Here is a 24,849-nt window from a genome sequence, read left to right as displayed (position 1 = left end):
TCTCCCCCATATCGGTAGAATACCAAGTATTCTTGGAACGTTATCAATTTTAGCTAGAGCGGTTAAATTTTCACTTAGATAATACACAAGACCGACGCAACTGGCCGAGTAATAGCAATATCTCTCCCACCAGTTAAACTCATTGTACTACTTGGATATTTGACTTGTCCACTTAAATAGTCATTGAATAATTCCCGCTTAAATTGATAACGGAACTTAAAAAAAACTTTAGTGGAGAGTATGATAAAATCGCATAGAGTTAATGTTGAATAAATTTAGTATAGCAATCCTTGCAGGAGTCATAAATTTTTTCCCCCACCCCAACCCTCAGAGCGGGTTCGGGGAGGGAGTAAGAAATTCACAAATGATGCGATGATTGCTATAGAGGGTTCGCTTTAATAATAGATGAGTTGCATATCGTCTCGCGAAAAAGTGGCACAATAACCGCAGGTTTGGGAAGACAAGGTATCCGAAAAATTGGCAAGGGGGATAACTGCGTAGTATGAGGAACCCCATATCTCTGTAAAAAAATCAGTTTTTTTACCAAAATAGGCTAACATTTGTGATAAAGACTTCAGTATTTTATTTTTAAATGGGACACTGAGGACTTTATTGTTTACTACTACCAACTTAAAAAATGACAACACCAAAAACATTAGAACCGGAATTTGAATTTAATACAATACCAGAAGAAGTATTGACACATATTTCCCAAATATTTACAGCCACCCTATTTAAAATAGGTGATAATCCTGTATCGCTGCAGTCACTGGTGGAACTAATTGTATTGTTTATGGCTATCCTTGTCATAGCACGCTCTTTTACGAACTTTCTTAAGGAAAGCTTGCTTGTTAGACTGGGAATTGACGAGGGAAACAGGGAAGCGATCGCAGTAATTATTGGGTATTTAATAGTAGCTTTGGGGGTAATAGTCGCCATCCAAAGCATCGGCTTCAACCTCGCTTCTTTTGCAGTAGTTGCGGGGGGATTGGGAGTGGGAATTGGCTTCGGAATCCAGGATTTAACAACTAATTTTGTCAGTGGCTTAACGCTGCTTTTAGACAGACCGGTGAAAGTCGGAGACTTTGTGGAATTAGAAGGATTAATGGGAATCGTCAAAAAAATCTCGATTCGCTCGACCATCATCCAAACCAATGACGACTCCAGTGTCATAGTTCCCAACAGCAACATGATTAGCAACAAAATTGTTAACTGGAGTTACGAAAACTCCCTACTCTGTCTGCGAGTTCCCGTAGAAGTAGCCGAGAATAGTAACCCGCTGTTAGTGACAGAAACTCTGTTAAATATTGCTTACGCGGAAGCAGGAGTTTTGTACGAACCGAACCCGAAAGTATTGTTTGTCGAGTTTGGTGATGATAGTTTTAAATTTGAACTTTTAGTTTGGACGGACAGGCCGACTGAAAGAGAAGTAATTAAAAGTTCTTTGAATTTTGCAATTGAATACAATTTCCGCCAGCAAAAAATCGAATTTCCGTTCAATGACAGAGAAATTTATTTGCAAAACCCCGAAGTTCTGTTGTCAATGTTCAACAATAAAGAAACTGCAATTGACCTCCCGAACAGTTACACGGAAAACGAGCAAAAACAGCCAATTTTTGCCGAAAAACTGAAAAAACCATCGTCGCTTAGCTGTTTGCTGCGAGAGGTGGAATACTTTGAAAATCTGACCGATCTGGAATTGCGGCAATTGATTGAAGTTGGATACCGCAAACGGCTGCGATCGCAAGAATATTTGTTTCACGAAAACGACCCCGGAGATGCTTTTTACATGATTCTTTCAGGTTCCGTAGAAGTTTTTGTAGAAGCTATTGACAAACATCTGAATAACCTCGGTTCTGGTCAGTTTTTAGGGGAACTTTCTTTGATGTTGGGAATCCCCCGAACTGCTTCGGTAAGAGCTTTGGAAGAAACAATTTTGTTTGCGATCAATAAAGAAGGTTTCCAGAAAGTTTTAACTGAACGACCGGATTTATCTGAACAGATTATTCAAGAAATAGTCAAACACAAAGAAGAACTCCGCGAGAGACAGCAATTATTGCGACAACTGGAATTGGTAGATGCAGCAGAAGAGGATGAAAATCCTGTAGAATGGGTGAGAAAACGGGTAAAAAATCTATTTAGTCTTTGAAATAATTTCTATGACGCGATTTATTCACGATCTGTTTGCCAAAGAATACTTGGAGGAATTGCTGTCGCCGCTCGGAACGGTTAATATCGGCCGCGATGTGAGTTCCGAAGTTCGAGAAATCGATGTTTACTTCACTCCCAGCACCGCAATTCCCGAATACTCAGAAACGTTGGGATTGTTGGGAAAAATGGCAAAGACAACTGCAATTTTTGAACCGTTTCGCAATCCGGCAAACGTCAGCGAAATTTGTAGCTGTCTGGGCAAGTTATTGGACGTGCGAGGTGAACTGGAGCGAAAATTTAGGAGAGAAAATACTCGCTATGATGACGCTCAGTTACCAAAACTGTGGATTTTGATGCCCACAGCATCGAAAGCATTGGTAGATAGCTTTAATGCGATACCAGACACAGAGAATTGGATGCAGGGAATTTATTTTTTGGGGGAATCTTTGCGGACTGCAATTGTGGCGATTCACCAGTTGCCAGAAACTCCAGAAACTCTGTGGTTGAGGATTTTGGGCAAAGGGGGAGTGCAGCAAAGGGCTATTTCCCAATTAAGCGCTTTAGCTACAGACGATCCGTTGCGGATTATCGCGCTAGAATTGCTGTATCGGTTACAGTCAAATTTGGTAACCGATGCGCCACAAGAATTACAGCCAGAAGAGCGGGAGTTAATTATGGCCATTGCACCACTTTTTCAACAACAAATACAAGCAGCACAGCAACAAGCTAGAGAAGAAGGACTAGAACAGGGACTAGAAGAAGGACTAGAACAAGGACTCGAACGAGGCAGACAAGAACAACAGCGCTTAATCTTAGAAAACTTTCTGCGAGTTCGATTTGGAGAATTAAGCCCGAAAATGACTGTTTTTCTCTCTCCAATATCCAAGTTGGCGGCGGCGGAATTTACAGTGCTGTTGCTGGCAATATCGATGCTGACAGTCGATGAATCTGGGCGGGAAGCAGCGGTTAAATTGTTGGCTGAAAGTGCGTTGCAAATGCGATCGCCTGAATTGGGCGATATTCTGCCTACAGCAGTTACTAATTTATTGGCATTGCCTGTGGCAGAATTGACATTGTTTGTAGAACAACTGCCACAGTTATCGGCTGAGGAATTGAGGGAGAGGTTAGGGAAAACACCTGAATAGAACCTGCGATCGCAGCCATAAAGGGATCTCGCTCTTTATGGCATTTAAATAATTATCCAATAAAATTCCTAAATTCTGTCGATCGCACTTAGGAATTGGACTGCGGGCCTAAAATCAAATGCAGCAGACCATCGATCAGTCGATCGCGCTCCATTGGGATAATATCTTTGCCGTGCATCATATGCTGCGTTAACTGAAAATATACCAGCGATCCAATAAAAATCCGCGCCGTTGCCTCCGGATCGGGCAATTTTAACTCTGGATGCGATGCCAAATATTGAGTGAGCCGCTCGATCCCCGGTTTACCTAAGTTTCTCACAAAAGTCTGCGCTAGCTGGGGAAAACGCCCCGACTCCGCAATCACTAACCTCACAAAATTGAGATATTCTGGTTCCTGGGTCGCCTGATCCAATATAGTTGTGGCAGCGAATCGCAGCGCTACGGCCGGTTCTTCATCCAGAACTGTAAAATGGACTTTTTCTCGCGCCAGCCGCTGTACCAAAGCCGCGAATAATCCTTCTTTATCTGCAAAATAGCTGTAAACCGTGGCTTTGGAAACTCCCCCCGTCTTCGCTACCTTGTCCATACTCGTCCCCGCGTAGCCGTGGGCTAAAAATTCTTGCATCGCACCTTGCAGGATTTGCTCGGTTTTGTCACTTGCTGCTGCGTCTGCTTCGATCGGTTTTGTCCTTGCCATACCTTGCTTCTGTAATTTTTATTTGGGAGCTTGACATTATTATACTGAACGGTTTAGTATGAAAAGGCATCCTAACTAAACCGTTTAGTTTTATTTTCTCACAAAGAGGTATGTCATGGTACACCAACCAACAGCAGACGGCTTATCCTCAACTCCATCGCTAGTTAAACAACTCCTAGTTGTGGCAGCAGTAGCAACCCTGGGGGCAGCGGGAACCACAGGCTACACGATCTGGCGATCGCGCATACCCGATCCCAACGCAGTAGCCGCAGCCGCAGCCGTCACAGCATCCCAATTAAAAACAGTTACAGCCTTGGGGCGACTCGAACCCAGAGGAGAAGTAATTAAAGTCTCCGCCTCCGGTGCAGCCGAAGGAAACCGGATCGATCGACTCTTAGTCAAAGAAGGAGACAGGGTGAAAACAGGTCAGGCGATCGCAATTTTGGATAGTCGCGATCGCCTCTCGGCCGCCCTCGACCAAGCTCAAGAACAAGTGCGCGTCGCGGAAGCAAACCTAGCAAAAGTCAAAGCTGGAGCCAAAAACGGCGAAATCCAAGCCCAGAAAGCCACTATTGCCCGCATAAGAGCCGATCGCAGCAACGAAATCACAGCGCAACAGGCGATCGTTGCCCGTCTAGAAATCGATCGCAGCACCGAAATGGCAGCGCAACAAGCCACAATTGCGCGCTTGAGGGCCGAACAGCAAGGAGAAATTCAAACCCAACAAGCCACAATAGCCCGTCTACAAGCCGAACTCCGCAACGCCATAAGCGAGGATCGGCGCTACTCCCAACTGTATGAACAGGGAGCAATTTCCGCCTCAACTAGCGACAGCAAAAGCCTCGCCGCCGAAACAACTCAACAGCAACTCAACGAAGGAAAGGCAAAACTAAATCAAATTCAGGAATCCCGCCAACAGCAAATTAACGAAGCCCAAGCCAAATTAAATCAAATTCAACAATCCCGCCAACAGCAAATTAACGAAGCGCAAGCCAAACTCAGCCAAGTTGAGCAATCTCGACAACAGCAAATCGACGAAGCCAAAGCAAATCTCGATCGCATCGCCGAAGTGCGTCCCGTTGACATAGCAGCAGCCGCCGCCGAAGTCAGTTTTGCCGCAACAGCCGCCAAACAAGCCAAAGCCAATCTGGATCTAGCTTACATCCGTGCTCCCAGAGACGCCCAAGTCCTGAAAATTCACACGCATCCGGGGGAAAAAGTCGGAAACGACGGCATTGTCGAACTCGGACAAACTCGCGAGATGCTGGCTGTTGCGGAAATCTACGAAAGCGATGTGGACAAAGTACGCCTCGGACAAACCGCCAAAATTACTAGCGATGCTTTGACCGGCGAATTGCGGGGAACTGTCGAACATATTGGTTTGCAAGTGCAGCGGCAAAACATTGTTAACACCGATCCTTCTGCGAATATTGATAGTCGAATTGTGGAAGTAAAAGTGCGCTTAGATGAAGCTTCCAGCCAGAAAGTAGCGGGATTCACCAATTTGCAAGTCAAGGTGGCGATCGGGGAAATTAAGGATTAAGAATTTTTTAACCACAGAGAGCGCTGAGGACACAGAGGAAGAGAATAGAGAGATGAATCATTCTGACTTAATTATTAAAGATTAAGAATTGTTCCAACATCAGGTTGCTGTCTTTAATCCAAAATCCGAAATCTAAAATCTAAAATCATATGCTTGGACTCATCCAACCCTTACAACAATTAAGACGCAGAACTTCCCTCGGATGGCTGCAACTGAGTCACGACAAAGGGCGAATGCTGGTTGCAGTAGCAGGAATTGCCTTTGCTGACGTTTTGATGTTCATGCAGTTGGGCTTTCAAAATGCGCTTTACACCAGCAATACGCGGCTGCACCAAAGCTTGGAAACAGACTTAGTTTTGATTCACCCCCAAGCGCGAAATTTGATTAATTTGTCTTCCTTCCCCAGACGTAGATTGTATCAAGCAATGAACGTACCGGGCGTGAAATCAGCAGAGCCGCTTTACGTGAAAATTGCTAACTGGAAAAATCCCGAAACTCGGCGCGAAACGTCGCTGATGGTGGTGGGTTTCAATCCGAATCACCCCGCGTTTGCGCTTCCAGAAGTCAACCAAAATTTGAGCGCGATTAAATTGCCGGATACCGTGTTGTTCGATCGAGCTTCTAGGGGAGATTACCAAAAAACGATCGCGCAAATCGATCGAGGTCAAGCCGTTAAAGCTGAGGTAGAGCGACGCAGGATTAACGTCAGCGGTTTATTCACAGTTGGAGCATCTTTTGCCGCCGACGGTATTTTGATGACTAGCGATCAAAATTACCTGCGCCTGTTTGCGAGACAAAACGCCGCGAGTGTTAATGCCGGATTAATTCAACTGCAACCGGGTGCTGACCCCGTGGAAGTTCAACAAGTTTTAAAAGCATATTTACCGCCGGATGTCAAGGTACTAACCAAACAAGAATTTATCGATTTTGAGAAAAACTATTGGGCTAAGAATACTGCGATCGGCTTTGTGTTTAATTTAGGCGTCGCGATGGGTTTTGTAGTTGGTGTCATTATTGTTTATCAAGTTCTCTCTACCGATGTCAGCGACCACATGGGAGAATACGCTACTTTCAAAGCGATGGGCTACCGCAATGTTTATTTACTGGGCATCGTTTTTGAAGAAGCTCTAATTCTTTCCCTCCTTGGTTTTTTGCCCGGAGTAGGAGTCTCTTTCGGACTTTACTCTTTAACTCGCCAAGCTACAAATTTACCGCTTTATATGACGCTGCTTAGAGCATTTATAGTATTACTTTTGAACGTAATTATGTGTACTATTTCGGGAGCAATTGCCACTCGCAAGCTGCAATCAGCAGATCCAGCAGATATGTTTTAAGGGAAAATGAAGAATATCATGTCCTCACGATTAACCATAATATTCCGGTCGGGGCGGGTTTTTGAGATGGTCAATTATTGGCCGGTATTGTTGGTGAACCCGCCCCTACAAAAATCGAGGTCGCTCGACCGGACATGATATAAGTGAGTCTGAAGGACACTAAATCCGGGTTATAAAACACTTTATCATACTCGGTGATTGAAACCTTTCCTACACAAATGAAGTCCGCCTCCGCAGACTAAAAAATAAAGGGGTATTAAAGCTAAATTTGGTAGAAATTCCTGAGTACCAACATATTTTTTGTCAACTTATTTTCTTCTTTTTACTCGGCTATTTAGGCGATGTAAGCGATGAATCATTCAATCTCAAACCTCAAACCAAGAAGTTATGAATTCTACTACTCTCGACCCGACAACCAACGCCTTACAGATTCCTGCACCTATAATTTCCGCGCACCAACTAGACCACTACTTCGGTCAAGGTCAACTGCGAAAACAGGTACTTTTTGACATTAATCTCGACATTAATGCAGGTGAAATTGTGCTAATGACGGGGCCTTCCGGTTCGGGAAAAACAACGCTTTTAACTTTGATTGGCGGGCTGAGATCCGGTCAATCGGGAAGTCTCAAAATTATCGGTCAAGAGATGTGCAAAGCGAGTTCAGACCAATTGGTAAAGGCGCGGCGCAAAATTGGCTATATTTTTCAGGCGCACAACTTGCACCGGAGTTTGACGGCGCTGCAAAACGTGCAGATGGGTTTGGAAGTTCACGGGAATTTGTCGCGTTCCCAAATGCGCGATCGCTCTGCAAAAATGCTAGAGTTAGTAGGACTGGAACAGCGGATTAACTATTATCCAGATGATTTGTCGGGGGGACAAAAACAAAGAGTTGCGATCGCCCGCGCTTTGGTCAGTCAACCGCAAATTGTTTTAGCGGACGAACCAACAGCCGCCCTAGACAGCAAATCCGGTCGCGAAGTGGTGAATTTGATGCAGCAACTGGCTAAAGAGCAGGGATGTACTATTCTGTTAGTAACCCACGATAACCGAATTTTGGATATTGCCGATCGCATCGTTCACATGGAAGATGGAAAATTAGCCTAATTTTTAAATTTCCGAAGAATAGACATCATATCTAATCCGTTGACATCGGAATTATGCATCTCTCTCTTCTCTTTCTCTGTGTCCTCTGTGCCCTCTGTGGTTTAATCATTCCGATACAACCGGAATAGACATCACCCATAACTCCCCCATTTTCAATTTTGGATGTCAAAATTTAATCCAAAATTGCCAAACCCCAATCTAAACTCGTCCTGGGACTGTTCACTAATTGCTAACAACTAATCCTTGCCGGTAAATCCCCAAATTTTGCAGGTACATTGCTTCGAGTTTGGGCATCGACGATTCTACAGAACCGCCATAACGCCGAAAAGAAGGCCAGATGTAAGCGAGTTTTCTCACTGCTGACTCCAATCGACCCGCTTCTATATCTTCTAATGCACCTTTTTCTCGGATTAACTCTATAGCCATCAAATCTTGATTTTCTGGGCTGAAATCGCGGACGCCAAATTTTTTGGCAAATCTGTCCCAAGTTGTACTCAGAAACTGATATCGTCCCGCTGCGTCGGAACAGAGTTTTTTGCCGTAGCGGCGGCCGCACCTCATTTCTCTGGGATGATCTTGAAAGCTGACAAATTTCGTGCCGGTGTACTGGATGCGGTAGCCGTCGGGGCTAGCGGTTCCTTCGGCGGCTGCTATGGTGTCGAGAAAGGCTTTGACTCGAAGTTCGGGCGCGATGCTATCGAGTCTGCTATCCTGTATGGACTCTGGTGAATTCAGGGTTGCAGTTTCGGGCGATCGATCGCGATCGATGTTATCTTCTCCTTTGTCTGGTGAATTGAGGGCCGCAACTTCCTGCTGGCGTTTCGGGGCGGGCGAGCTTTCTGCCGAGACCGATTGCCCCCACAGTCTCGGCGTCATTCTACCTACTAAGAAAAAGCACAAACAGATTAAGAAACCCCAAGAGAGTTGAAAACGAAGGCGTTTGGAGCGATTCCCGCCCCGAACCGGCCACCGGTGAAGGGGGAGTGTTGCGGGCAAAATTTTCGTTTGCTGGCCGAAGGCGAACAGCGATTTCAGCGCTACCAAGGTTTGCTGGTAGAAACGCGGTGGAAGTTTCCGAGCTCTCATCGCTGCGGCGAAAGTCTCCACATCTGTCAAAGTAACTTGTGCCAGTGGTTTTGCGACAAACACTCGAAAATGGTTGGCCGCCTGCCAGCTAAAGCGCCGGTTGCGGGGGGATTTACCGTTTACCCACAGGCGAATTAGCTCCATGTCTGACATAGGGAGCAGGTGGCTTCCCAGATGTTTTGATGCGTACAAAAGTACCTCCTGATATGAGTTCAGGTTGAAATATCCCAGTTTGTGGACTTGAGATTGGTTTCACCGTTGCAATTCGGGACTGGCAAGGAAACAAATCTTTTTCGGGGCGATCGCAAACTTCAAATTTTTCGGTCATCACCGAAGGGCAGCGACAGGGATCAAGATAAACTGGTTTCAACCATATCCAGTGATACTACTAAGTGTTCGCCCGGTCAAGTTCACGGGCAGATTTGGCGATGGGTTGAGTCTAAAATTTAGTGATTCCACAGACCTCGCCGTCCCAACTGACATAGGTTTCAAGGTGCTGGCATCCGGCTGACTCAAAAGTGAGCGATCGCATTTTTTTGTATCTAATATTAAGAATTCTACCGGTGTTTGGGCCCGGAGGATTCCTCAGCTTGAATGCCGATCAAATTTTTGCGTTTTGCCAGCATCAGGGAACCGTAGCGGTTAGCCCAAACTTGAGTAAACTCAGCACCTAAGAAGAGAATCTGAGCTGAATAATTGATCCAAAGTAAGATAATCACGAACGATCCCGCAGCACCGTAGGTAGAGGCAATACCGCTACCTCCGAGGTAAACTCCAATTATGGATTTGCCGATCGTAAACAGCACGGAGGTGATGGCGGCGCCGATCCAAACATCATTCCAGGCAAGATGGACATCGGGCAAAAGTTTGTAAATTAAGGCAAAAAGCAGCGTAACTACGCCAAAGGAGAGAGCAAAGTCCACAATCTGCCAAATGCCGACTGGTAATTGCAGCAAGCCGTTCAACCAATAGCTGACGGCGGCTAAAATGGCACTAATTACTAAAGATACTAGCAGTAGAAAGCCTATGCCTAAAATCATGGCAAAAGACAATACGCGGTCTTGCAGAAATCCCCAGATTCCTCTTCCGGGGGGCGGTGAAACATTCCAAATAGTATTGAGGGCTTCTTTGAGATTAGTAAATACGTTGGAAGCCCCCCACAAAAGTGTAGCGATACCTACTAAAGTCGCAATCATTCCCGACTTTGGTTCGGAGGCTTTGAGGATGAGTTCTTGGACGGTTTCGGCGCCTTCTTTGCCGATTAAACTTTGGAGTTGGGTGACGATTTGACCTTGGGCTGCGTCTGCACCAAAGACTAAACCGGCGATCGCAATTACGATAATTAGCAGCGGGGCGAGGGAGAAGACTGTGTAATAGGCTAGGGCGGCGGCTAGGGTTGGCGCTTTATCTTCTTGCCATTCAGTAAAAGTTTGTTTGAGCAGCGATATGACTGTTTTTAAGTTCACGGTCTTTGCTTTCCTTATACTTAGCGTTTACCAGGGATTTTAAGAGGTTAGGAGTTTTTTAGCGTCGGCCACAAGATAGATTTATCGATTAGCAAATTCGGAAAATTACTTTTATGTCAGATTCCCACACAACTGTTAACAGCACCGATGTAAAATCGTCCAAAAAAGCAATTTCTTGGGCTAAATTGAGCGCCTTAGTAGCGGTGGTCAATTTCTTGCTGGTGCTTTTCCATTTCAGTTACCTTCAGTTGCGCCCTGTTTATCAGAGCTTTTTTCCGGGTTTAGTTAAAATTTATGACCCGATTAAAGGCATTGATTCGAGTTTAGCAAATCCCGAATATTTGAAAAGCGCTGACCAGTTTTGGCGAATTGATACGTTTTTTATCGGTTTTTTTGGGGCGGAATTTTTGATTAAAAGTCTGTTCCACACCCGCCGTAAACCGGGGGTAACTTGGTTGGATTTTCTGCTGAGGCGCTGGTACGAGGTGTTTCTGGTGATCCCGATTTGGCAGGGGTGGCGGATTCTGCCGGTATTGGTGCGGCTGCACAAGTCGGGTTTGCTGAATCTCGATCGCGTAGTTGCTCAAGTTACCCACGAACCGGTGGCTTATTTAGCGAATACCATGTCGGAATACATGATGGTGCGGTTTATCAATCAAGCTAAAACTTCCATAAAACAGGGCGACGCGGCGCAGATGTTGCTGGCGCAGCAGCCGTACCTTCACGTCAATCAGGAAAATACGATCGAACAAATTACCAAGCGGATTTTGGATCTGACAATTTACAAAGTTTTGCCGCAGGTGCAACCGGATTTGGAAGAATTGCTGCACCACAATTTGGAAACAACAATCAAACAGTCGGATTTTTATCAAATCCTGCAAACTTTCTCTCCGATTAATATTTTGCCGACGGAGATGACGGAACAGCTAGCGAATTATTTGGCTCAAACTGCTGTGGATGTGGTATCTACTACTTATGAAGACGATAAAGGTAGAAAAATTCTAGATAATTTCAGCCAAGAATTTAATCAAAGTTTGCGGCGGGAATTGCAAGATGAGAAAACTCTCGGGGAATTGCAGTCGCTGCTGTCGGATTTGTTAGAAGAAGTGAAGTTGAATTACATTCAAGGCGGGTTGAAGTCCGATCCGGTGCAGACTTTTACGGAAATTAACTCGCTCCGGGGAGTAAGGGAGAGTTGATACAGCAATGAGTTCCGGTTTGGTGAATTAGATTTTTTTTACTCACATCTTGCACCATTTTCAAGAACAGGCTTTCCGGCCTGTTCCACAAGAGATGAATTTGGTTGTGGAACAGGCATCTTGCCTGTTCCTAAACAAGTAATTGAGAATGGTACAATCATCTTGTACCATTGTCAAGAACAGGCAAGATGCCTGTTCCACAAGAGATGAATTTGGTTGTGGAACAGGCAAGATGCCTGTTCCTAAAAAAGTAATTGAGAATGGTGCAATATCTCGGTTAAAACGAACCGCGAAGACGCGTTAGCGAAGCGGCGCGTTAGCGAAGCGGCGCGAAGGAAGAGAAGAGAAAGAGTTCACAATCTCTACGGGTAAGGTGCGCCTCGGCGCACCTACGAATACGGGTAGTGCGGAGATCCACAATGTCTGGCGATCGATCTATCTCAATCCCCAGCTAAAATAAAATAATTAACTTAAAACATCTATCATATTAGATATCTATCTTGAACAACCTTACTTGCCTGGAAATACAAGTAGCCCAAACAATGCTGAGATTAGCAATGTTGCTGGGCTTAACACTTTTAATCGCCTTTTTTGTGGCGTCAGAACTAGCATTAGTATCAGCCGATCGCCATCAAATCCGCCAACTTGCCCACTCGGACGATCGCCCAACCGCTAAAACCGCCGAACTCGTCCACCAAGCTCAAAACAACATACCGCATTACCTGTCTGTGACCCAAACTGGCACAACAGCAGGGAGTTTGCTGTTGGGTTGGTTGGGTGAGGGAGCGACTGTACACTGGATCGAACCGTGGATCGACAAATTGCCGATCGGTCATTTCTCGGCCGTGCTGACTGCTCATTCGATCGCAGTTCCCGCAGCTTTTATCTTAGTAACTTACGTAGAAATAGTCTTAGGAGAACTAATCCCCAAAGTATTAGCAACCCACGCCCCAGAACGCACCGCTTTGCTGTTGATGCCGGCCCTCGAACTCTGCTCAAAATTACTGTGGCCGCTGCTAGCAATTCTCAACGGTACCGTGCGGCTGCTGACTGGTTGGATTACCAGTAAAGAGTCTCAACCGCTGGTGTCCTCTTCCCAGGCAACTTTCGTTCCAAAAGATGCTCATTCAGCACTAATTTCTGGCAATTGGGAAGTGACAGCAGTTAACGAAAAACTCGGGTTAAACCTGCCGACTGACCAAGCTTACCAAACAATCGCCGGATTCGCGATCCACAATTTAGGTAAAATGCCCAATCAAGGCGATCGGCTATTGTGGGGCGAGTTGGAAATAGAAGCAGCAAATGTAGTAGAAGGCAGTTTAGAAACCGTGCTGCTGCGTCAGGTAACTCGCCCGTTATTTGAGATTCAGCAGCCAGAACTTGTGTTAAGGATCGCGAATTAAATAACTTACAATTTTAATTGTTATTGTGGGATGGGCGTCCCGCCCGTCCAAAAAGGACGGGCGGGACGCCCATCCCACGGGAGCATCTCAGTTTTGTAAAAAGCATTTTTTTTATTGTAGTGCGAGCGTCCCCGCTCGCGTATTGTACAATACGCGAGCGGGGACGCTCGCACTGTAAATGCAAAACTGAGATGCTCCCCATCCCACAAACTTGTGGAAGTTATTTAATTCTCATTCCTAAATTGATCCTAAATCAGGGTTAAATACTTCCTCGATCTATTTGTTTGAGACGGACACGGCGCGGTGCTTTTCGTCGTGTCAACTTAAGGTAAAACCCATAGTCCGGCAAGGGTTGAAACCCCTGCCTCAAAGCGAAAGTCCTCTCAAAGAGGACTAATGAGTTAAGAATTCTTCTTCTCAGTCCTCTGAAGCGAGGACTTTCGCTATAAGCCCCGTGGAATTCATTCCCTGGCGGACTGCCGGGTGAGCGGGAGAACTGGCGGACTAAAAGCTTAAGTTGACACGAAGAAGGGCAGTGCCGTTTCCCTACAGATATCGCCTACTCCGCCTTCGTTTACCCCACAGCCACCTTAACCGCACCCCCAACCAACTGCTCGTAATCCGCCAACAACCACGGAGGCAAACAAGTATTCGCCTCCTGAACCCGCAACTGTCCAGGGCGACAATACAGCATCGCCGCCAACAAATTATTCACAGCTTTAGGCGTTCCAAACCCTTTACTCAACTCAACAACCAACGAGTTAAAAAACTCGCGATCGCTCTCATGCAGCGGCTCGTTAATAAACCCGCTGCCCAACATTGCTTTGTAACCCTTGCCAAAATCGCTCCGGTACAAAAGTTCCAGTTGTTCCCCGGAAACGCTCAGCCATAAATCGGCAATTTGCTTGCGAATATGCCGCAAATCTGCTATTACCAATTCAGCCGTCGGATCGATTTCATAAAAATTGACCGCAGCAGTTAATTGATTGAGAAACTGCGGCAGATAATCTTGTTTGACAAGTGGTTTTTCTGTTGTCGCGAATGCGCTCTCAAACACCTTTTCGTAATCTTCAAGCAACCACTGCGGCAAGCGGGTGCGAGCATCGGGAACCCGCATTTTACCGGGTACAAAATACAGCATCGCCCCCAGCAGAGCATTGATAGCTTGAGGCTGCACCAACCCTTTGCTAATTTCAGTCAATCTCTGCAAAAACTGCTGTTCGGCTTCAGTCATTGATTCTGCTTGCAAGCCACATCCGAGTATTGCTTGATATCCCTTGCGAACCTCTCCTCGGTAAAAATTTTCTAGTTTCTCTGAAGGAACAGTCAGCCAAAAATCTGCCATTTGTTTTCTGATTTGGCGGAGTTCCAAAACAACCGATTCGTCAGACGGATCGATGCGGTAAAGATTGACGCATCCTAACAGTTGATTCGCAAATTGCGGGGATTGAATATATTGAGCGAGCAAGTCAGAAGTAGACTCAGACTTGACGGTGGCTTCCATCTCAAAAACTTGTTCGTAATCCCCAATTAACCAGTGCGGCAAACGGTTGCGAGCGTCGGGAATTCGCATGGTTCCCGGCGGGAAATACAGCATCGCGGCAAGCAAGGCGTTGACAGCTTTGGGATGCACTAATCCTTTGCTAATCTGGGTTAATTGCTGCAAAAACATTTGTTCGCTTTCTATCATCGCTTGACGTTGAAAGCCGCTCTTGAGCAGGATTTTATAGCTGTTACCTGAAGCGCTTTTGTAGGCGGTTTCGAGGTTTTCGGCGGGAACGTTCACCCAAAAATCAGCGATTTGTTTGCGGATTTGACGCAGTTCAGATATTGCTGAGATGTTTGAGGAGTTTCGTTGGTAAAGGTTGACGGTGTTCGAGAGAATCTCGTCGAAATCTGGCTGCTTGGGAATGCTATCCTGTAAGTTGTGCGATGCTTCCAGGTGGCTGGTTTGCCAGTTGCCAAAGAGTTCTTGGAATAATTTGCCGATCGCCCCAGAGTATGCCACACTGTCAAAACAAGCCGGATTAGCTTGCATTTTTTGCTGAATTTCCTGGCGTTTTTGCTGCCGCAATTCAGGATTAGTGCCCAGGGTAACGGCTAGTTGAATGTAAGATGCTTCGTCATAAGCAATTAAATCAGGCATTTGCAGTTCGCGCAGCATCGCCGAACCTTGGCGGAACCGCAAAGCATTTCCTTCCACAACCACCGCCGGCAATCCTACTTGCAAAGGATCGATTAACGATGTTGCCCCAGCATACGGATAGGAATCTAGATAAACATCTGCTAGCTGCAAAAATTCTTTCACATCCGCGCGACTAGGCAGTTGTTTTATGAAGCGCAAGCGGTTGTTATTGACGCCGTATTTAGCGCAGACAGCGTTCAGATTGTTGACAAAAGGTGTCGCTGGATAGGTGCGAGTCCAAGCCGGCCCGAAGGGATATAAAATCAAGATTGAATCGGGTACAGCAGCTAGAATTTTTACCCAACTCTCCCTCAACTCCGGCAAAATTTTGTAGAAGTTGGCGCCGGAGATAAAAACTGTTGTATTGTCTGAAATCCCCAGACTTTGGCGGGTAGGTTTAACTGTAGCTATTTCCGATTCGGTTGCGTATTTGAAACAAAAACCGCTGCCTTCGAGAACAGCCAACTGTTCGCGATATTGTTCTTGATAACTAGCATCCGGCGCGGTAAATTGGCCTGCGATGTAGTAATCCATGTGCCGGATTCCGGTGGTTGTCGGGGAACAGAAAGATGTCGTTTGTACCCGCGCTAAACGGTGGATTGCTAGTGAAGTCAGCGGTTTGTTAATAGCTGTTAAATTCGTACCGAAAAACAGGATATCTAAGTCGTCGGCGCGGATTGTTTGGACTTGCGATGCAAAGTCTTTCGGGAGTGCAACCAGTTTGTCGGCGCGACTTTGACAGTATTGTTCTAATTGGTGGCCGCTGGTGTTGAGTGCGTACAGGTATATCTCGAACTCGTTGCGGTTTAAATGCTCGAAAACCGGGATGGTAGCGAAGGTTTCGGTTTGTGGCGCGAAATGGTCGTTGATGATGCCGAGGCGGATTTTTGTCCGATTTGGCGATCGCGCCGGGAAGATACAATCAATGGAACTACCGCGATTTTTGAGCGAAAACTCAATAATTTCCGCCCGTTTGGTGTAAATATCGCGCAGGTTTGCCGTGGCAAAATACACCGGGATAAAGTTCGCAACTTGCGAGAAAAATAAGGCAATATTTTGCCAAAGTTGCGAATCGGGATTGGTGAATATATTGCTATGAATGTAATTCACCCAGCTCTGCATAAATTCATAGTAGTTGTCTGCTTCTCCAACTGTTTGAAACAGGTTGGGACTGCCCAACATAAATTTGAGATAGTCATTCGCAAACCAGTTGGGAATTTGAGCGCGATCGTACTTAATCTGCCATTGATCTGCACGTCGGTAAAGCATCGCTGCTAGCAGGTAATTGATGGCTTTTGGGTCATTAAATCCTTTGGCAATATTTGCAGCTAATTCATTGACAAAACTCTGTTCTGCCTGGGTTAGCGGTTCATCTTTAATGTCGCTCTTCAGGAGTATCTGATGTGCCTTACCTGCATCGCCGGCATAGGCATTTACCAGTTGATCGGGGGGCAGATTCAGCCAATAATTGGTAAGTTGCGTACGACATTGGCTGATGTTAGCGAGGCTTACTGGGTTAGACTGGTCTTTTTGATACTCTCCCAAGTATTGAGATAGCGAATTTAAAAGTTGCGCTATTTTGTTTTCGGGAACTAATTCATCAGCTATTAAGTGCCTATGTTGCTGCAAAATTTCCTCTGACCAACGGACTTCTTCGGGTTGGTAAAGTTGAGAGTGCAGGTGAATAATGAGAGCTCTCATTAAGTATAATTTTGCGCGAACGCTAGCCATTTTTTGGGTTCTGCTAGATCCGTCACCGTGCTGCCTATAATAGAGATAAGGCTTAGGTAATCGATACCCTAACCAGCCTTTTTCATAGGCAGAAACCCAAAATTCCCAGTCTTCACATCCCAGCTTCATCACTTTTTTCAACCCGCCTACTTCCTCGAAAATTCCCTTTCTAAATAAAGAACTAACGGGAGCTTGATTGTCTCTCAAAAACCGATTGGGATCGAAATCACCGTGGATCACTAAATCACAGTTGGCTCCGAAGTGCTGCATATCTGTATAGACAAAACCCACCTGCGGTTTTGCTAATAAAATTTCCCCGCACTCCTCTAGAAAATTCGGATGAATTCGATCGTCAGCATCTAGGAATAAAATAAACTTTCCTGACGACTGCTGAACGCCAACATTTCTCGAATCAGCGGGCCCCGTGTTGGGTTTATCTATGAGGCGAATCGATGTTTGAGGATACAGTTGAATTAAATAATTTGCGAAGTTGCTGGTATCATCCGTGCTGCCGTCATTGACAATTATGCACTCCCAGTTTTGATAAGTCTGACTGACAACACTTTCAACAGCTTCTCTGACATATTTTGCGTGATTGTAGCAGGGGATAATTACGCTGATAAGTGGCTGTGCGGGTGTGCGATAAGGTAACGCATTCAGTTCCGAGGCAAAAACCGAGACAGGAACCGAAGAAATATGTACGATCCCTCGTTGGCGGATGCCGTATTCATCCCATATTTGGTAAGCTTCTTGCTGGGATAATTGCGATCCATGTTCCAAACCTTGTTGATTTTTATAGTACAAACCGAGAATTTCGGGCAAGTGTACCATATTTTCGGTTTTGCCAATCCGCAGCCAAAATTCGTAATCGCCAGCCACAGTCAATTCCGATCGGAAATAGCCGTATTTTTCGTGCAGCGATTTTCTCCACATCGGTTGGGAACCAATAATGCAGCGCCTTTCGAGTTCGCTATAGTCAAAGGCTGGCCAATTCCAGCGCTTGTCGGCTTGGGTTTTTGCAAAAGTATCGTTAGCTGTGTTGGTGATTAATTGGTCAGCATAAACCAGACTTACTGCGGCATTTTCATCCAAGTATTTCGCCATGATTTCTAGGGCATCGGGGCGGTGTCTGTCATCGGTATTAGCATTAGTCATGTAAGCTCCGCGCGACAGCTTAATGCCTCGATTCCAGGCGGCATATAATGTTTCGCGGTCAGAAGTGCGATCGTACACAATATTCGGATATTTCGCTTGAAATTCCCGCACAACAGACTGTTCATTTTCTTGGGAACCGCTGTCAATTACTATGATTTCGAGTTGACCTTTTTTGTACAGCGTTTGCTCTACCAAGTCCTGCAAGCAGCCGCGAATAAATTTTTCGGAATTGTAAGTAGAAACGATCGCAGATACTTTAAAAGCGGACGGGACAGGCTGGGAGCGATCAACTGCCGAGCGCTGTAAATTGATGGGGTCGCTAGTTTCATATCTAATTCTCTGCTGATTTTTGTCAATTACTTGCACAGCTTGCACAGCGACACTTGTTAGTTCTGCTTGTAACTGATTGGGATTATTTGACAGCATTTCCTGAAATTTCCGTGATAAATCCGGCTGAAAAAATCCTGTAAAGTGAATTCCCATCTTTTGCCAAAAATCGTTTATGTAATTCACCGGGTGTTTGAGATGATACGCAATCGCAGTTTCTAAATATTTGACAGTCCACCCTTTTTGCTGAGCGATCAGCGGTATCCACAAATCCCACCAAGGAAGACCTAAGCAGAATTGAGAATTTGGAAAATGTTTTAATAATTCCTTGTCAAAGAAGAAGAAATCAAACCCCTTAGCATAAATTTCTCCCGCTGCTTGTTCGGCGGGAGAATCAACATCAGTTCGCGAACCAAAAACTACGGCATTTTCAGCCTGTTTGCATATAAATGAAATCAAATCGCCATCGGCTTCCAAGCGGATATCTGAATTAACAATTCCGCATATTTTTGTACCGCTATCGCGCCAATAAACAAACAGATCGTCAAGATACACTAACGGTCTTCCAGCCTCTGCCCGCGCATCGCGTTTTACCTCATGAAAAGTAACATTTTCATAGATGGGCTGCAATTGACTAATTTCTTCGCGGATATTGAGCGAAACAGCGTCAAATCCAAGCGATCGCCAGCTTTCTACAGCCGCCCGCTGATTTTCTATATTTCCCGGTGCAATACTCGTTAATATTGCTACACTGTTCCTGTTGTTTCCCGGCGATATCCTCAAACTAAAATTATCAGTAGATTGAGGGCTGACTGTGGTTTTGACATAAAAAGCATCCCCCCAAGATGGATGAGATGGAGAGGCTACTGCTACTCGTTGAAAGCCATAAACCCTTAGAAAATCATCCACTTGGTCGATTAACGCGCACCCTTCATACAGTTCTTCGCAATTAACTTCTGTACTGATTGCATCAATATATTTTAGAGTTTCCTTCGCCCCTTGCAAAGCCAAAAGTTCTGCACCTTGAATATCAATAACCAGGATATTAAACTCCGATGAATCCAGTCGGCTTTCTTGCAGTAGCGAGTCAAGAGTTCTCGACGGTACAGTTACTTGATTAACCTCCACCATCCCGGGGTAAATTTCCTTGTGAAGCTTTAGCGGCAGAATGCTGCTGCTCATATCGTGGGAATTCACCCGCAAATTAACTGTGCCGTTTTGGTTGCTGACAGCACAGTTTGCCAGCCACACATTAGGTATCCCTGCTATATTCGTTTTTAACCTTTCAAAGACAGACGGATTAGCTTCCACAAATAGCACTTTTTGGGCGCCCATCACTTGATATTCCTGTATTTCTTGCCCTTCGTGAGCGCCTATGTGGAGTACACCTCGCGGGGCAATAGAGTATTGCTGGCAAAGCTTCTGTAAGTCGAGATACCCAGAAGTGAGAGCTACTTCATTTGATAATTTAATGTCCATTGTTCTTAATTATTGTTATTTGCCACCAGTGAAAGCCAAAATTAAGACTTTTGTTAACCGTCAATCTTAAACTTTGACCTTTTACAGGATTATTTTATGGAGCGCCCAAGCGCTGACGCTTAAACTTTTTGAGTTGTTCCCTGTTTGGAAACAGGCACATCGTCTGCCCTAGCCTGTGCGGTATCCGAGCGATCGCACTGCTATTTCTCCAAGGCTTATTCACAGTTATACGCCAAATCTTCTCCCTAAACAGGAATGGTGGCGATCGCCACCACTTTTGATAATCTTGACAAATTATGCCTTATAGTGTATGAAGAAACCCAAAAATTAGGACAACACCCCAATCTCGTGACGACGCCCAGGGCTGTTCCGTTCCCGCGACCTCAGACCGCCACAGCATGGCCGGGATTCCTCACCACACAAAAACAAGTTACAATTACGTTAAGATTGATGAACATAAATAAAAATTCCCAAATCGCAGGGACTAAAAATTAGGAGGATCGACCTCGGTGAATAAACGGTGGAGAAACGCTGGCCTGTACGCACTGCTGGCTATTGTAGTCATTGCCTTAGCAACGGCATTTTTTGACAAACAGCCCCCAAGTAGGGAAGTTTGGAAGTACAGTCAATTCATTCAGGAAGTCGAAGGCAAGAGAGTAGACAAAATAAATATCAGTTCCGATCGCAGCAAAGCCCTGGTCACAGCCCAGGACGGCAACAAGGTACTCGTTAACCTGCCCAACGACCCCGAACTGATCAACATCCTGACCAAAAATAACGTAGATATTTCAGTTCTGCCCCAAAGCGACGAAGGCTTCTGGGTAAAAGCCCTCAGCAGCCTGTTCTTCCCGATTTTGCTTTTGGTCGGACTGTTTTTCCTGGTGCGGCGCGCGCAAAACGGGCCCGGCAACCAAGCCATGAACTTCGGCAAATCCAAAGCTAGAGTCCAAATGGAGCCGCAAACTCAGGTGACTTTCGGCGACGTGGCCGGCATCGAACAAGCCAAGCTAGAGCTCGCAGAAGTCGTGGACTTCCTGAAAAATGCAGACCGCTTCACCGCAGTCGGAGCAAAAATCCCCAAAGGCGTACTGCTGGTTGGCCCTCCCGGAACAGGCAAAACCCTGCTGGCAAAAGCAGTGGCTGGAGAAGCAGGCGTTCCCTTCTTCTCGATTTCCGGTTCAGAATTTGTGGAAATGTTCGTGGGTGTCGGTGCTTCCCGCGTCCGCGACTTGTTTGAACAAGCTAAATCGAACGCTCCTTGTATCGTATTCATCGATGAAATTGACGCGGTAGGCCGCCAGCGGGGCGCTGGTTTGGGCGGTGGTAACGACGAACGGGAACAAACCCTGAACCAGTTGCTGACCGAAATGGACGGCTTTGAGGGTAATACTGGCATCATTTTGATTGCTGCCACGAACCGCCCCGATGTACTCGATGCGGCGCTGCTGCGTCCGGGTCGCTTCGATCGCCAAGTTGTAGTCGATCGCCCCGACTTCGGAGGCCGCCTAGAAATTCTCAACGTTCACGCCCGCGGCAAAACTTTGTCAAAAGACGTGGACTTGGAAAAAATCGCCCGCCGGACACCCGGTTTCACCGGTGCGGATTTGTCCAACCTACTCAACGAAGCAGCAATTTTAGCCGCCCGTCGCAACTTGACCGAAGTCTCGATGGATGAAGTCAACGATGCGATCGACCGCGTGCTCGCAGGCCCGGAAAAGAAAGACCGCGTGATGAGCGAAAAGCGCAAAACCTTGGTAGCTTACCACGAAGCCGGTCACGCTTTAGTCGGCGCGCTGATGCCCGATTATGACCCCGTGCAGAAAATTAGCATTATCCCCCGCGGCCGCGCTGGCGGTTTGACTTGGTTCACACCAAGCGAAGATCGGATGGATTCTGGCTTGTATTCTCGGTCTTACTTGCAAAATCAAATGGCGGTAGCTTTGGGCGGCCGCATTGCTGAAGAGATTGTCTTCGGCGAGGAAGAAGTAACCACCGGTGCGTCGAACGACTTGCAGCAAGTGGCAAGAGTAGCGCGGCAAATGGTGACTCGCTTCGGAATGAGCGATCGGCTTGGCCCTGTAGCTCTCGGTCGCCAACAAGGCAATATGTTCATGGGTCGCGATATCATGGCCGAACGCGATTTCTCCGAAGAAACCGCAGCGACGATCGACGATGAAGTGCGTTTGTTGGTAGAACAAGCTTACCGTCGCGCTAAAGATGTACTCGTTGGCAACCGCCATGTCCTTAATGCTTTGGCAGATATGCTAGTTGAAAAGGAAACTGTGGATGCTGATGAATTGCAAAATTTGTTAGCTAATAGCGATGTGAAAATGGCGACGATCGCCTAATCAATTTTGGATTTTGGATTTCGGATTTTAGATCAAATCTAAAGTTTGAAATCAATAATTGGGGTGATTCTGGGATTGTCTGGAATCTCCCCGATTTTTTTATGAGTGCGATCGATCGATTTTAGATTTTAAATTTTGGATTTTAGATTTAATCTAAAGAATGATATTATGTCCGGTCGCTTCGCCCGAAATCAGGTAGGGGCGGGTTCACCAATAATATCGGCCAATAATTGACAATCTCAAAAACCCGCCCGGCCGGGATATTATGGTCAATCGATCGGACATGATATCAGACATTCAGCATACCTTTTTCCAGCAGCTAGCGCTTAACTTCTTCCCAGGGAACTCTTGGTTCATCTTTTCTAGATTCAATAATCACACAGTCCTCAACATCCTCCCAGATATCGTCTGGGTACTGGAAGTCAAGCAGCACCACGACTTTTTTAGCCTTGAGACTCAACTAATATCAAATCCGTTGGCATCGTCCTGTATTCATCTCTCTCTTCCCTTTCTCTGTATCCTCTGTGTCAAGAGCGGTTTCATCATTCCGATACAACAGGAATTGATATAACAACTGAAAGTCTGTCGGTTCGCCACATTCAGCCAGCACGTCAGCTCAAAAATCTCTGTGATTTTTGAGGTCAACAATTGCAGCGGTTTTGTTGCCTAGATTGTCCGTTAAAAATTGAACGCCGCACATATTAGACCTCTTGCAAAAATAATTAGGACGGGCAAGATGCCCATCCCACAAGAAAAAATAACTCTTGTGGGATGGGCATCTTGCCCGTCCCCTCAATTGAGGAAAAGGATTTTTGCAAGAGGTCTATTGTAAATTGCCATATATCGAAGTTAGCAACCTGTATTAAAATTAGATGCGAGTCAGAATGATATGAGTTTCAAATTTGGGATATGCCCAATTTAAAATCCTTCGACGGAGCACGCCGAATTCTAAAATCTAAACTCTAAACTCTAAACTTGTATGAATAATCAATTTTGGTTGACACTACTAAAAAAACACCGCGCGATCGCAGTCATCCGTTCCTCCGAAAAGGAACTTGCTTGGCAGATGGCATCATCGGTAGCAGCAGGAGGAATCCAGTTTATTGAAATTACGTGGAATACCCACAAAGCTGCTGAATTAATTGCCGAACTCCGCTCCGAATTCCCAACTTTTAGTATTGGAACCGGCACTTTATTAAACTTAGAAGAGTTACAGCAAGCAATAGACTGCGGCGCTCAATTTCTGTTTACTCCGCACACCGATTTAGCTATGATTAAAACAGCAGTTGACGCCGGAGTGCCGATCGTCCCCGGTGCTTTTTCTCCCACGGAAATTGTCACCGCGTGGCAAGCAGGTGCTACCTGCGTTAAAGTGTTTCCGATATCGGCTTTGGGAGGCGCGGCTTACCTGAAAAGCCTGCAAGGCCCCCTGGGAAACATTCCTTTAATTCCCACTGGCGGGGTAACGCTGGAAAATGCGAAAGTATTTATTGACGCCGGGGCGATCGCCGTTGGTTTAGCCGGAGACTTATTTCCTAAACACTTAGTGGAAAATCGCGATTGGCGGGCGATCGTCCAAATTGCCCGAACTCTCTCCCAAAACTTAACAACTTGTTAAGTCCAGTTTCCAAATCCAACATTTCAAATCTACAATCTAAAATAGGACAAGCCAATCTAAAATCTAAAATCTAAAATCTAAAATAGTACGAGGTGTGAGAAATGAACAGCATTATCAACTCAACTTACTTCCGTCGCGCTGGAACTTTCTGTGCCGGCTGCGCCCTCACTTTTGCTACATTCTGCGGCGGTTCAATGACCGCATTTGCCAGCGAACAGCACAACATAATTGCCAATAAAATTATGCTGTTGCAGCAATCCAGCGAACGCTGGATAGAAATAGATTTGTCCAGACAAAGGTTAATAGCTTGGGAAGGAAATACACCCGTTTACGCGGTGATTATTTCCAGCGGCAAATCATCGACTCCCACCCGCACGGGAACCTTTGCCGTTCAAACCAAACACCGCGTTACTAGAATGACTGGGGATGACTACGACGTGCCCGACGTTCCCTATACAATGTATTACGACGGAGGCATGGCAATTCACGGCGCTTACTGGCACAATTTGTTTGGCAATCCCGTTACTCACGGCTGCACAAATGTAGCTGTCAATCACGCTAAATGGCTATTTGAATGGGCCTCGGTGGGAACACCCGTGGTGGTGCACAAATCTCAGGTTTAGGGAATTGGGCATCGGGCATCGGGCATGGGGCATCGGGCATAGTCGAACATTATTAGAACTTATGCACCGGTGGTCAGAAACCGGGTTTTTTTGGGAAATACTTCGTTACAGCCAGCAGATTCGGTCAAAAACCCGGTTTCTTCGATCGGAGTTCATCAGTTCTGGTTTTTTTTAGCTTGCTTAGGAATGAGAATTAAATAACTTCCACAAGTTTGTGGGATGGGGAGCATCTCAGTTTTGCATTTACAGTGCGAG

At 45.9% G+C, this 24,849-nt stretch carries 16 protein-coding genes; 10 read left to right on the top strand and 6 right to left on the bottom strand.

All coding sequences use genetic code 11. The features are described 5' to 3' along the window. Window positions 1–637: 637 nt before the first annotated feature. Both QT992_RS26685 and QT992_RS26680 read left to right on the top strand, forming a co-directional pair. Window positions 638–2,149, top strand: a complete 1,512-nt coding sequence (locus QT992_RS26685; protein ID WP_333341735.1) for a mechanosensitive ion channel domain-containing protein — start codon at window positions 638–640, stop codon at window positions 2,147–2,149. Between the two features lie 10 nt (window positions 2,150–2,159). After that, entirely contained in the window at window positions 2,160–3,296 is a 1,137-nt protein-coding gene (locus tag QT992_RS26680) for a flagellar assembly protein H (protein WP_333341737.1), read from the top strand. 88 nt (window positions 3,297–3,384) lie between these two features. Here QT992_RS26680 and QT992_RS26675 read toward each other — a convergent pair whose 3' ends face one another. After that, entirely contained in the window at window positions 3,385–3,993 is a 609-nt protein-coding gene (locus QT992_RS26675; protein WP_333341739.1) for a TetR/AcrR family transcriptional regulator, read from the bottom strand. A 115-nt stretch (window positions 3,994–4,108) separates the two neighbouring features. Here QT992_RS26675 and QT992_RS26670 point away from each other — a divergent pair, with 115 nt between their 5' ends. From QT992_RS26670 to QT992_RS26660, 3 genes are all read left to right on the top strand, one after another. Next, complete coding sequence (locus QT992_RS26670; protein WP_333378145.1) at window positions 4,109–5,536, top strand: HlyD family efflux transporter periplasmic adaptor subunit; 1,428 nt, start codon at window positions 4,109–4,111, stop codon at window positions 5,534–5,536. A 149-nt stretch (window positions 5,537–5,685) separates the two neighbouring features. Further along, entirely contained in the window at window positions 5,686–6,870 is a 1,185-nt protein-coding gene (devC, locus tag QT992_RS26665; RefSeq protein ID WP_333378142.1) for an ABC transporter permease DevC, read from the top strand. A gap of 387 nt (window positions 6,871–7,257) precedes the next feature. Continuing rightward, window positions 7,258–7,974, top strand: a complete 717-nt coding sequence (locus QT992_RS26660) for a DevA family ABC transporter ATP-binding protein (protein WP_333321012.1) — start codon at window positions 7,258–7,260, stop codon at window positions 7,972–7,974. A gap of 222 nt (window positions 7,975–8,196) precedes the next feature. Here the strand turns inward: QT992_RS26660 and QT992_RS26655 are convergent, their stop codons facing one another. The 3 genes from QT992_RS26655 to QT992_RS26645 form a co-directional block, all read right to left on the bottom strand. After that, complete coding sequence (locus tag QT992_RS26655; protein ID WP_333378138.1) at window positions 8,197–9,213, bottom strand: glycoside hydrolase family 104 protein; 1,017 nt, start codon at window positions 9,211–9,213, stop codon at window positions 8,197–8,199. Continuing rightward, window positions 9,173–9,388 (bottom strand): hypothetical protein, encoded by a 216-nt coding sequence (locus QT992_RS26650; RefSeq protein WP_333102622.1) that lies wholly within the window; start codon window positions 9,386–9,388, stop codon window positions 9,173–9,175. Before QT992_RS26650 ends, QT992_RS26655 begins: the two co-directional genes overlap by 41 nt. Before the next feature lie 229 nt (window positions 9,389–9,617). Further along, complete coding sequence (locus QT992_RS26645) at window positions 9,618–10,526, bottom strand: YihY/virulence factor BrkB family protein (RefSeq protein ID WP_333102621.1); 909 nt, start codon at window positions 10,524–10,526, stop codon at window positions 9,618–9,620. 113 nt (window positions 10,527–10,639) lie between these two features. On the opposite strand from QT992_RS26645, the gene QT992_RS26640 reads away from it, so the two are divergent. After that, window positions 10,640–11,725, top strand: coding sequence for a hypothetical protein (locus QT992_RS26640; RefSeq protein WP_333341751.1), 1,086 nt, complete (start codon window positions 10,640–10,642; stop codon window positions 11,723–11,725). Window positions 11,726–11,785: 60 nt separating this feature from the next. Here the strand turns inward: QT992_RS26640 and QT992_RS26635 are convergent, their stop codons facing one another. Next, entirely contained in the window at window positions 11,786–11,956 is a 171-nt protein-coding gene (locus QT992_RS26635) for a hypothetical protein (RefSeq protein WP_333341753.1), read from the bottom strand. A 269-nt stretch (window positions 11,957–12,225) separates the two neighbouring features. Here QT992_RS26635 and QT992_RS26630 point away from each other — a divergent pair, with 269 nt between their 5' ends. Further along, entirely contained in the window at window positions 12,226–13,128 is a 903-nt protein-coding gene (locus tag QT992_RS26630; protein ID WP_333321020.1) for a CNNM domain-containing protein, read from the top strand. 574 nt (window positions 13,129–13,702) lie between these two features. On the opposite strand, the gene QT992_RS26625 is transcribed toward QT992_RS26630, so the two are convergent. Next, complete coding sequence (locus QT992_RS26625) at window positions 13,703–20,005, bottom strand: FkbM family methyltransferase (RefSeq protein WP_333342821.1); 6,303 nt, start codon at window positions 20,003–20,005, stop codon at window positions 13,703–13,705. A 509-nt stretch (window positions 20,006–20,514) separates the two neighbouring features. Here QT992_RS26625 and ftsH3 point away from each other — a divergent pair. From ftsH3 to QT992_RS26610, 3 genes are all read left to right on the top strand, one after another. Beyond that, complete coding sequence (gene ftsH3, locus QT992_RS26620; protein ID WP_006633639.1) at window positions 20,515–22,353, top strand: ATP-dependent zinc metalloprotease FtsH3; 1,839 nt, start codon at window positions 20,515–20,517, stop codon at window positions 22,351–22,353. A 979-nt stretch (window positions 22,354–23,332) separates the two neighbouring features. After that, complete coding sequence (locus tag QT992_RS26615) at window positions 23,333–23,971, top strand: bifunctional 4-hydroxy-2-oxoglutarate aldolase/2-dehydro-3-deoxy-phosphogluconate aldolase (protein WP_333343087.1); 639 nt, start codon at window positions 23,333–23,335, stop codon at window positions 23,969–23,971. 101 nt (window positions 23,972–24,072) lie between these two features. Beyond that, window positions 24,073–24,594 carry a L,D-transpeptidase gene (locus QT992_RS26610; protein WP_333343086.1) on the top strand — a complete coding sequence of 174 codons (522 nt, stop codon included), beginning with the start codon at window positions 24,073–24,075 and terminating at the stop codon, window positions 24,592–24,594. The last annotated feature ends 255 nt before the right edge of the window (window positions 24,595–24,849 follow it).

This window comes from Microcoleus sp. T3_D1 (genome assembly GCF_036700405.1).
Taxonomy (GTDB): Bacteria; Cyanobacteriota; Cyanobacteriia; order Cyanobacteriales; family Microcoleaceae; genus Microcoleus.
This window is presented reverse-complemented; position numbering and strand designations above follow the sequence as displayed.

What these genes read in the sequence shown, in the direction of transcription:
- QT992_RS26685 (WP_333341735.1), top strand. Translation starts at nt 638, where the DNA reads ATGACAACACCAAAAACATTAGAACCGGAATTTGAATTTAATACAATA.
- QT992_RS26680 (WP_333341737.1), top strand. Translation starts at nt 2,160, where the DNA reads ATGACGCGATTTATTCACGATCTGTTTGCCAAAGAATACTTGGAGGAA.
- QT992_RS26675 (WP_333341739.1), bottom strand. Translation starts at nt 3,993, where the DNA reads ATGGCAAGGACAAAACCGATCGAAGCAGACGCAGCAGCAAGTGACAAA.
- QT992_RS26670 (WP_333378145.1), top strand. Translation starts at nt 4,109, where the DNA reads ATGGTACACCAACCAACAGCAGACGGCTTATCCTCAACTCCATCGCTA.
- devC (WP_333378142.1), top strand. Translation starts at nt 5,686, where the DNA reads ATGCTTGGACTCATCCAACCCTTACAACAATTAAGACGCAGAACTTCC.
- QT992_RS26660 (WP_333321012.1), top strand. Translation starts at nt 7,258, where the DNA reads ATGAATTCTACTACTCTCGACCCGACAACCAACGCCTTACAGATTCCT.
- QT992_RS26655 (WP_333378138.1), bottom strand. Translation starts at nt 9,213, where the DNA reads ATGTCAGACATGGAGCTAATTCGCCTGTGGGTAAACGGTAAATCCCCC.
- QT992_RS26650 (WP_333102622.1), bottom strand. Translation starts at nt 9,388, where the DNA reads ATGACCGAAAAATTTGAAGTTTGCGATCGCCCCGAAAAAGATTTGTTT.
- QT992_RS26640 (WP_333341751.1), top strand. Translation starts at nt 10,640, where the DNA reads ATGTCAGATTCCCACACAACTGTTAACAGCACCGATGTAAAATCGTCC.
- QT992_RS26625 (WP_333342821.1), bottom strand. Translation starts at nt 20,005, where the DNA reads ATGGACATTAAATTATCAAATGAAGTAGCTCTCACTTCTGGGTATCTC.
- QT992_RS26615 (WP_333343087.1), top strand. Translation starts at nt 23,333, where the DNA reads ATGAATAATCAATTTTGGTTGACACTACTAAAAAAACACCGCGCGATC.
- QT992_RS26610 (WP_333343086.1), top strand. Translation starts at nt 24,073, where the DNA reads ATGAACAGCATTATCAACTCAACTTACTTCCGTCGCGCTGGAACTTTC.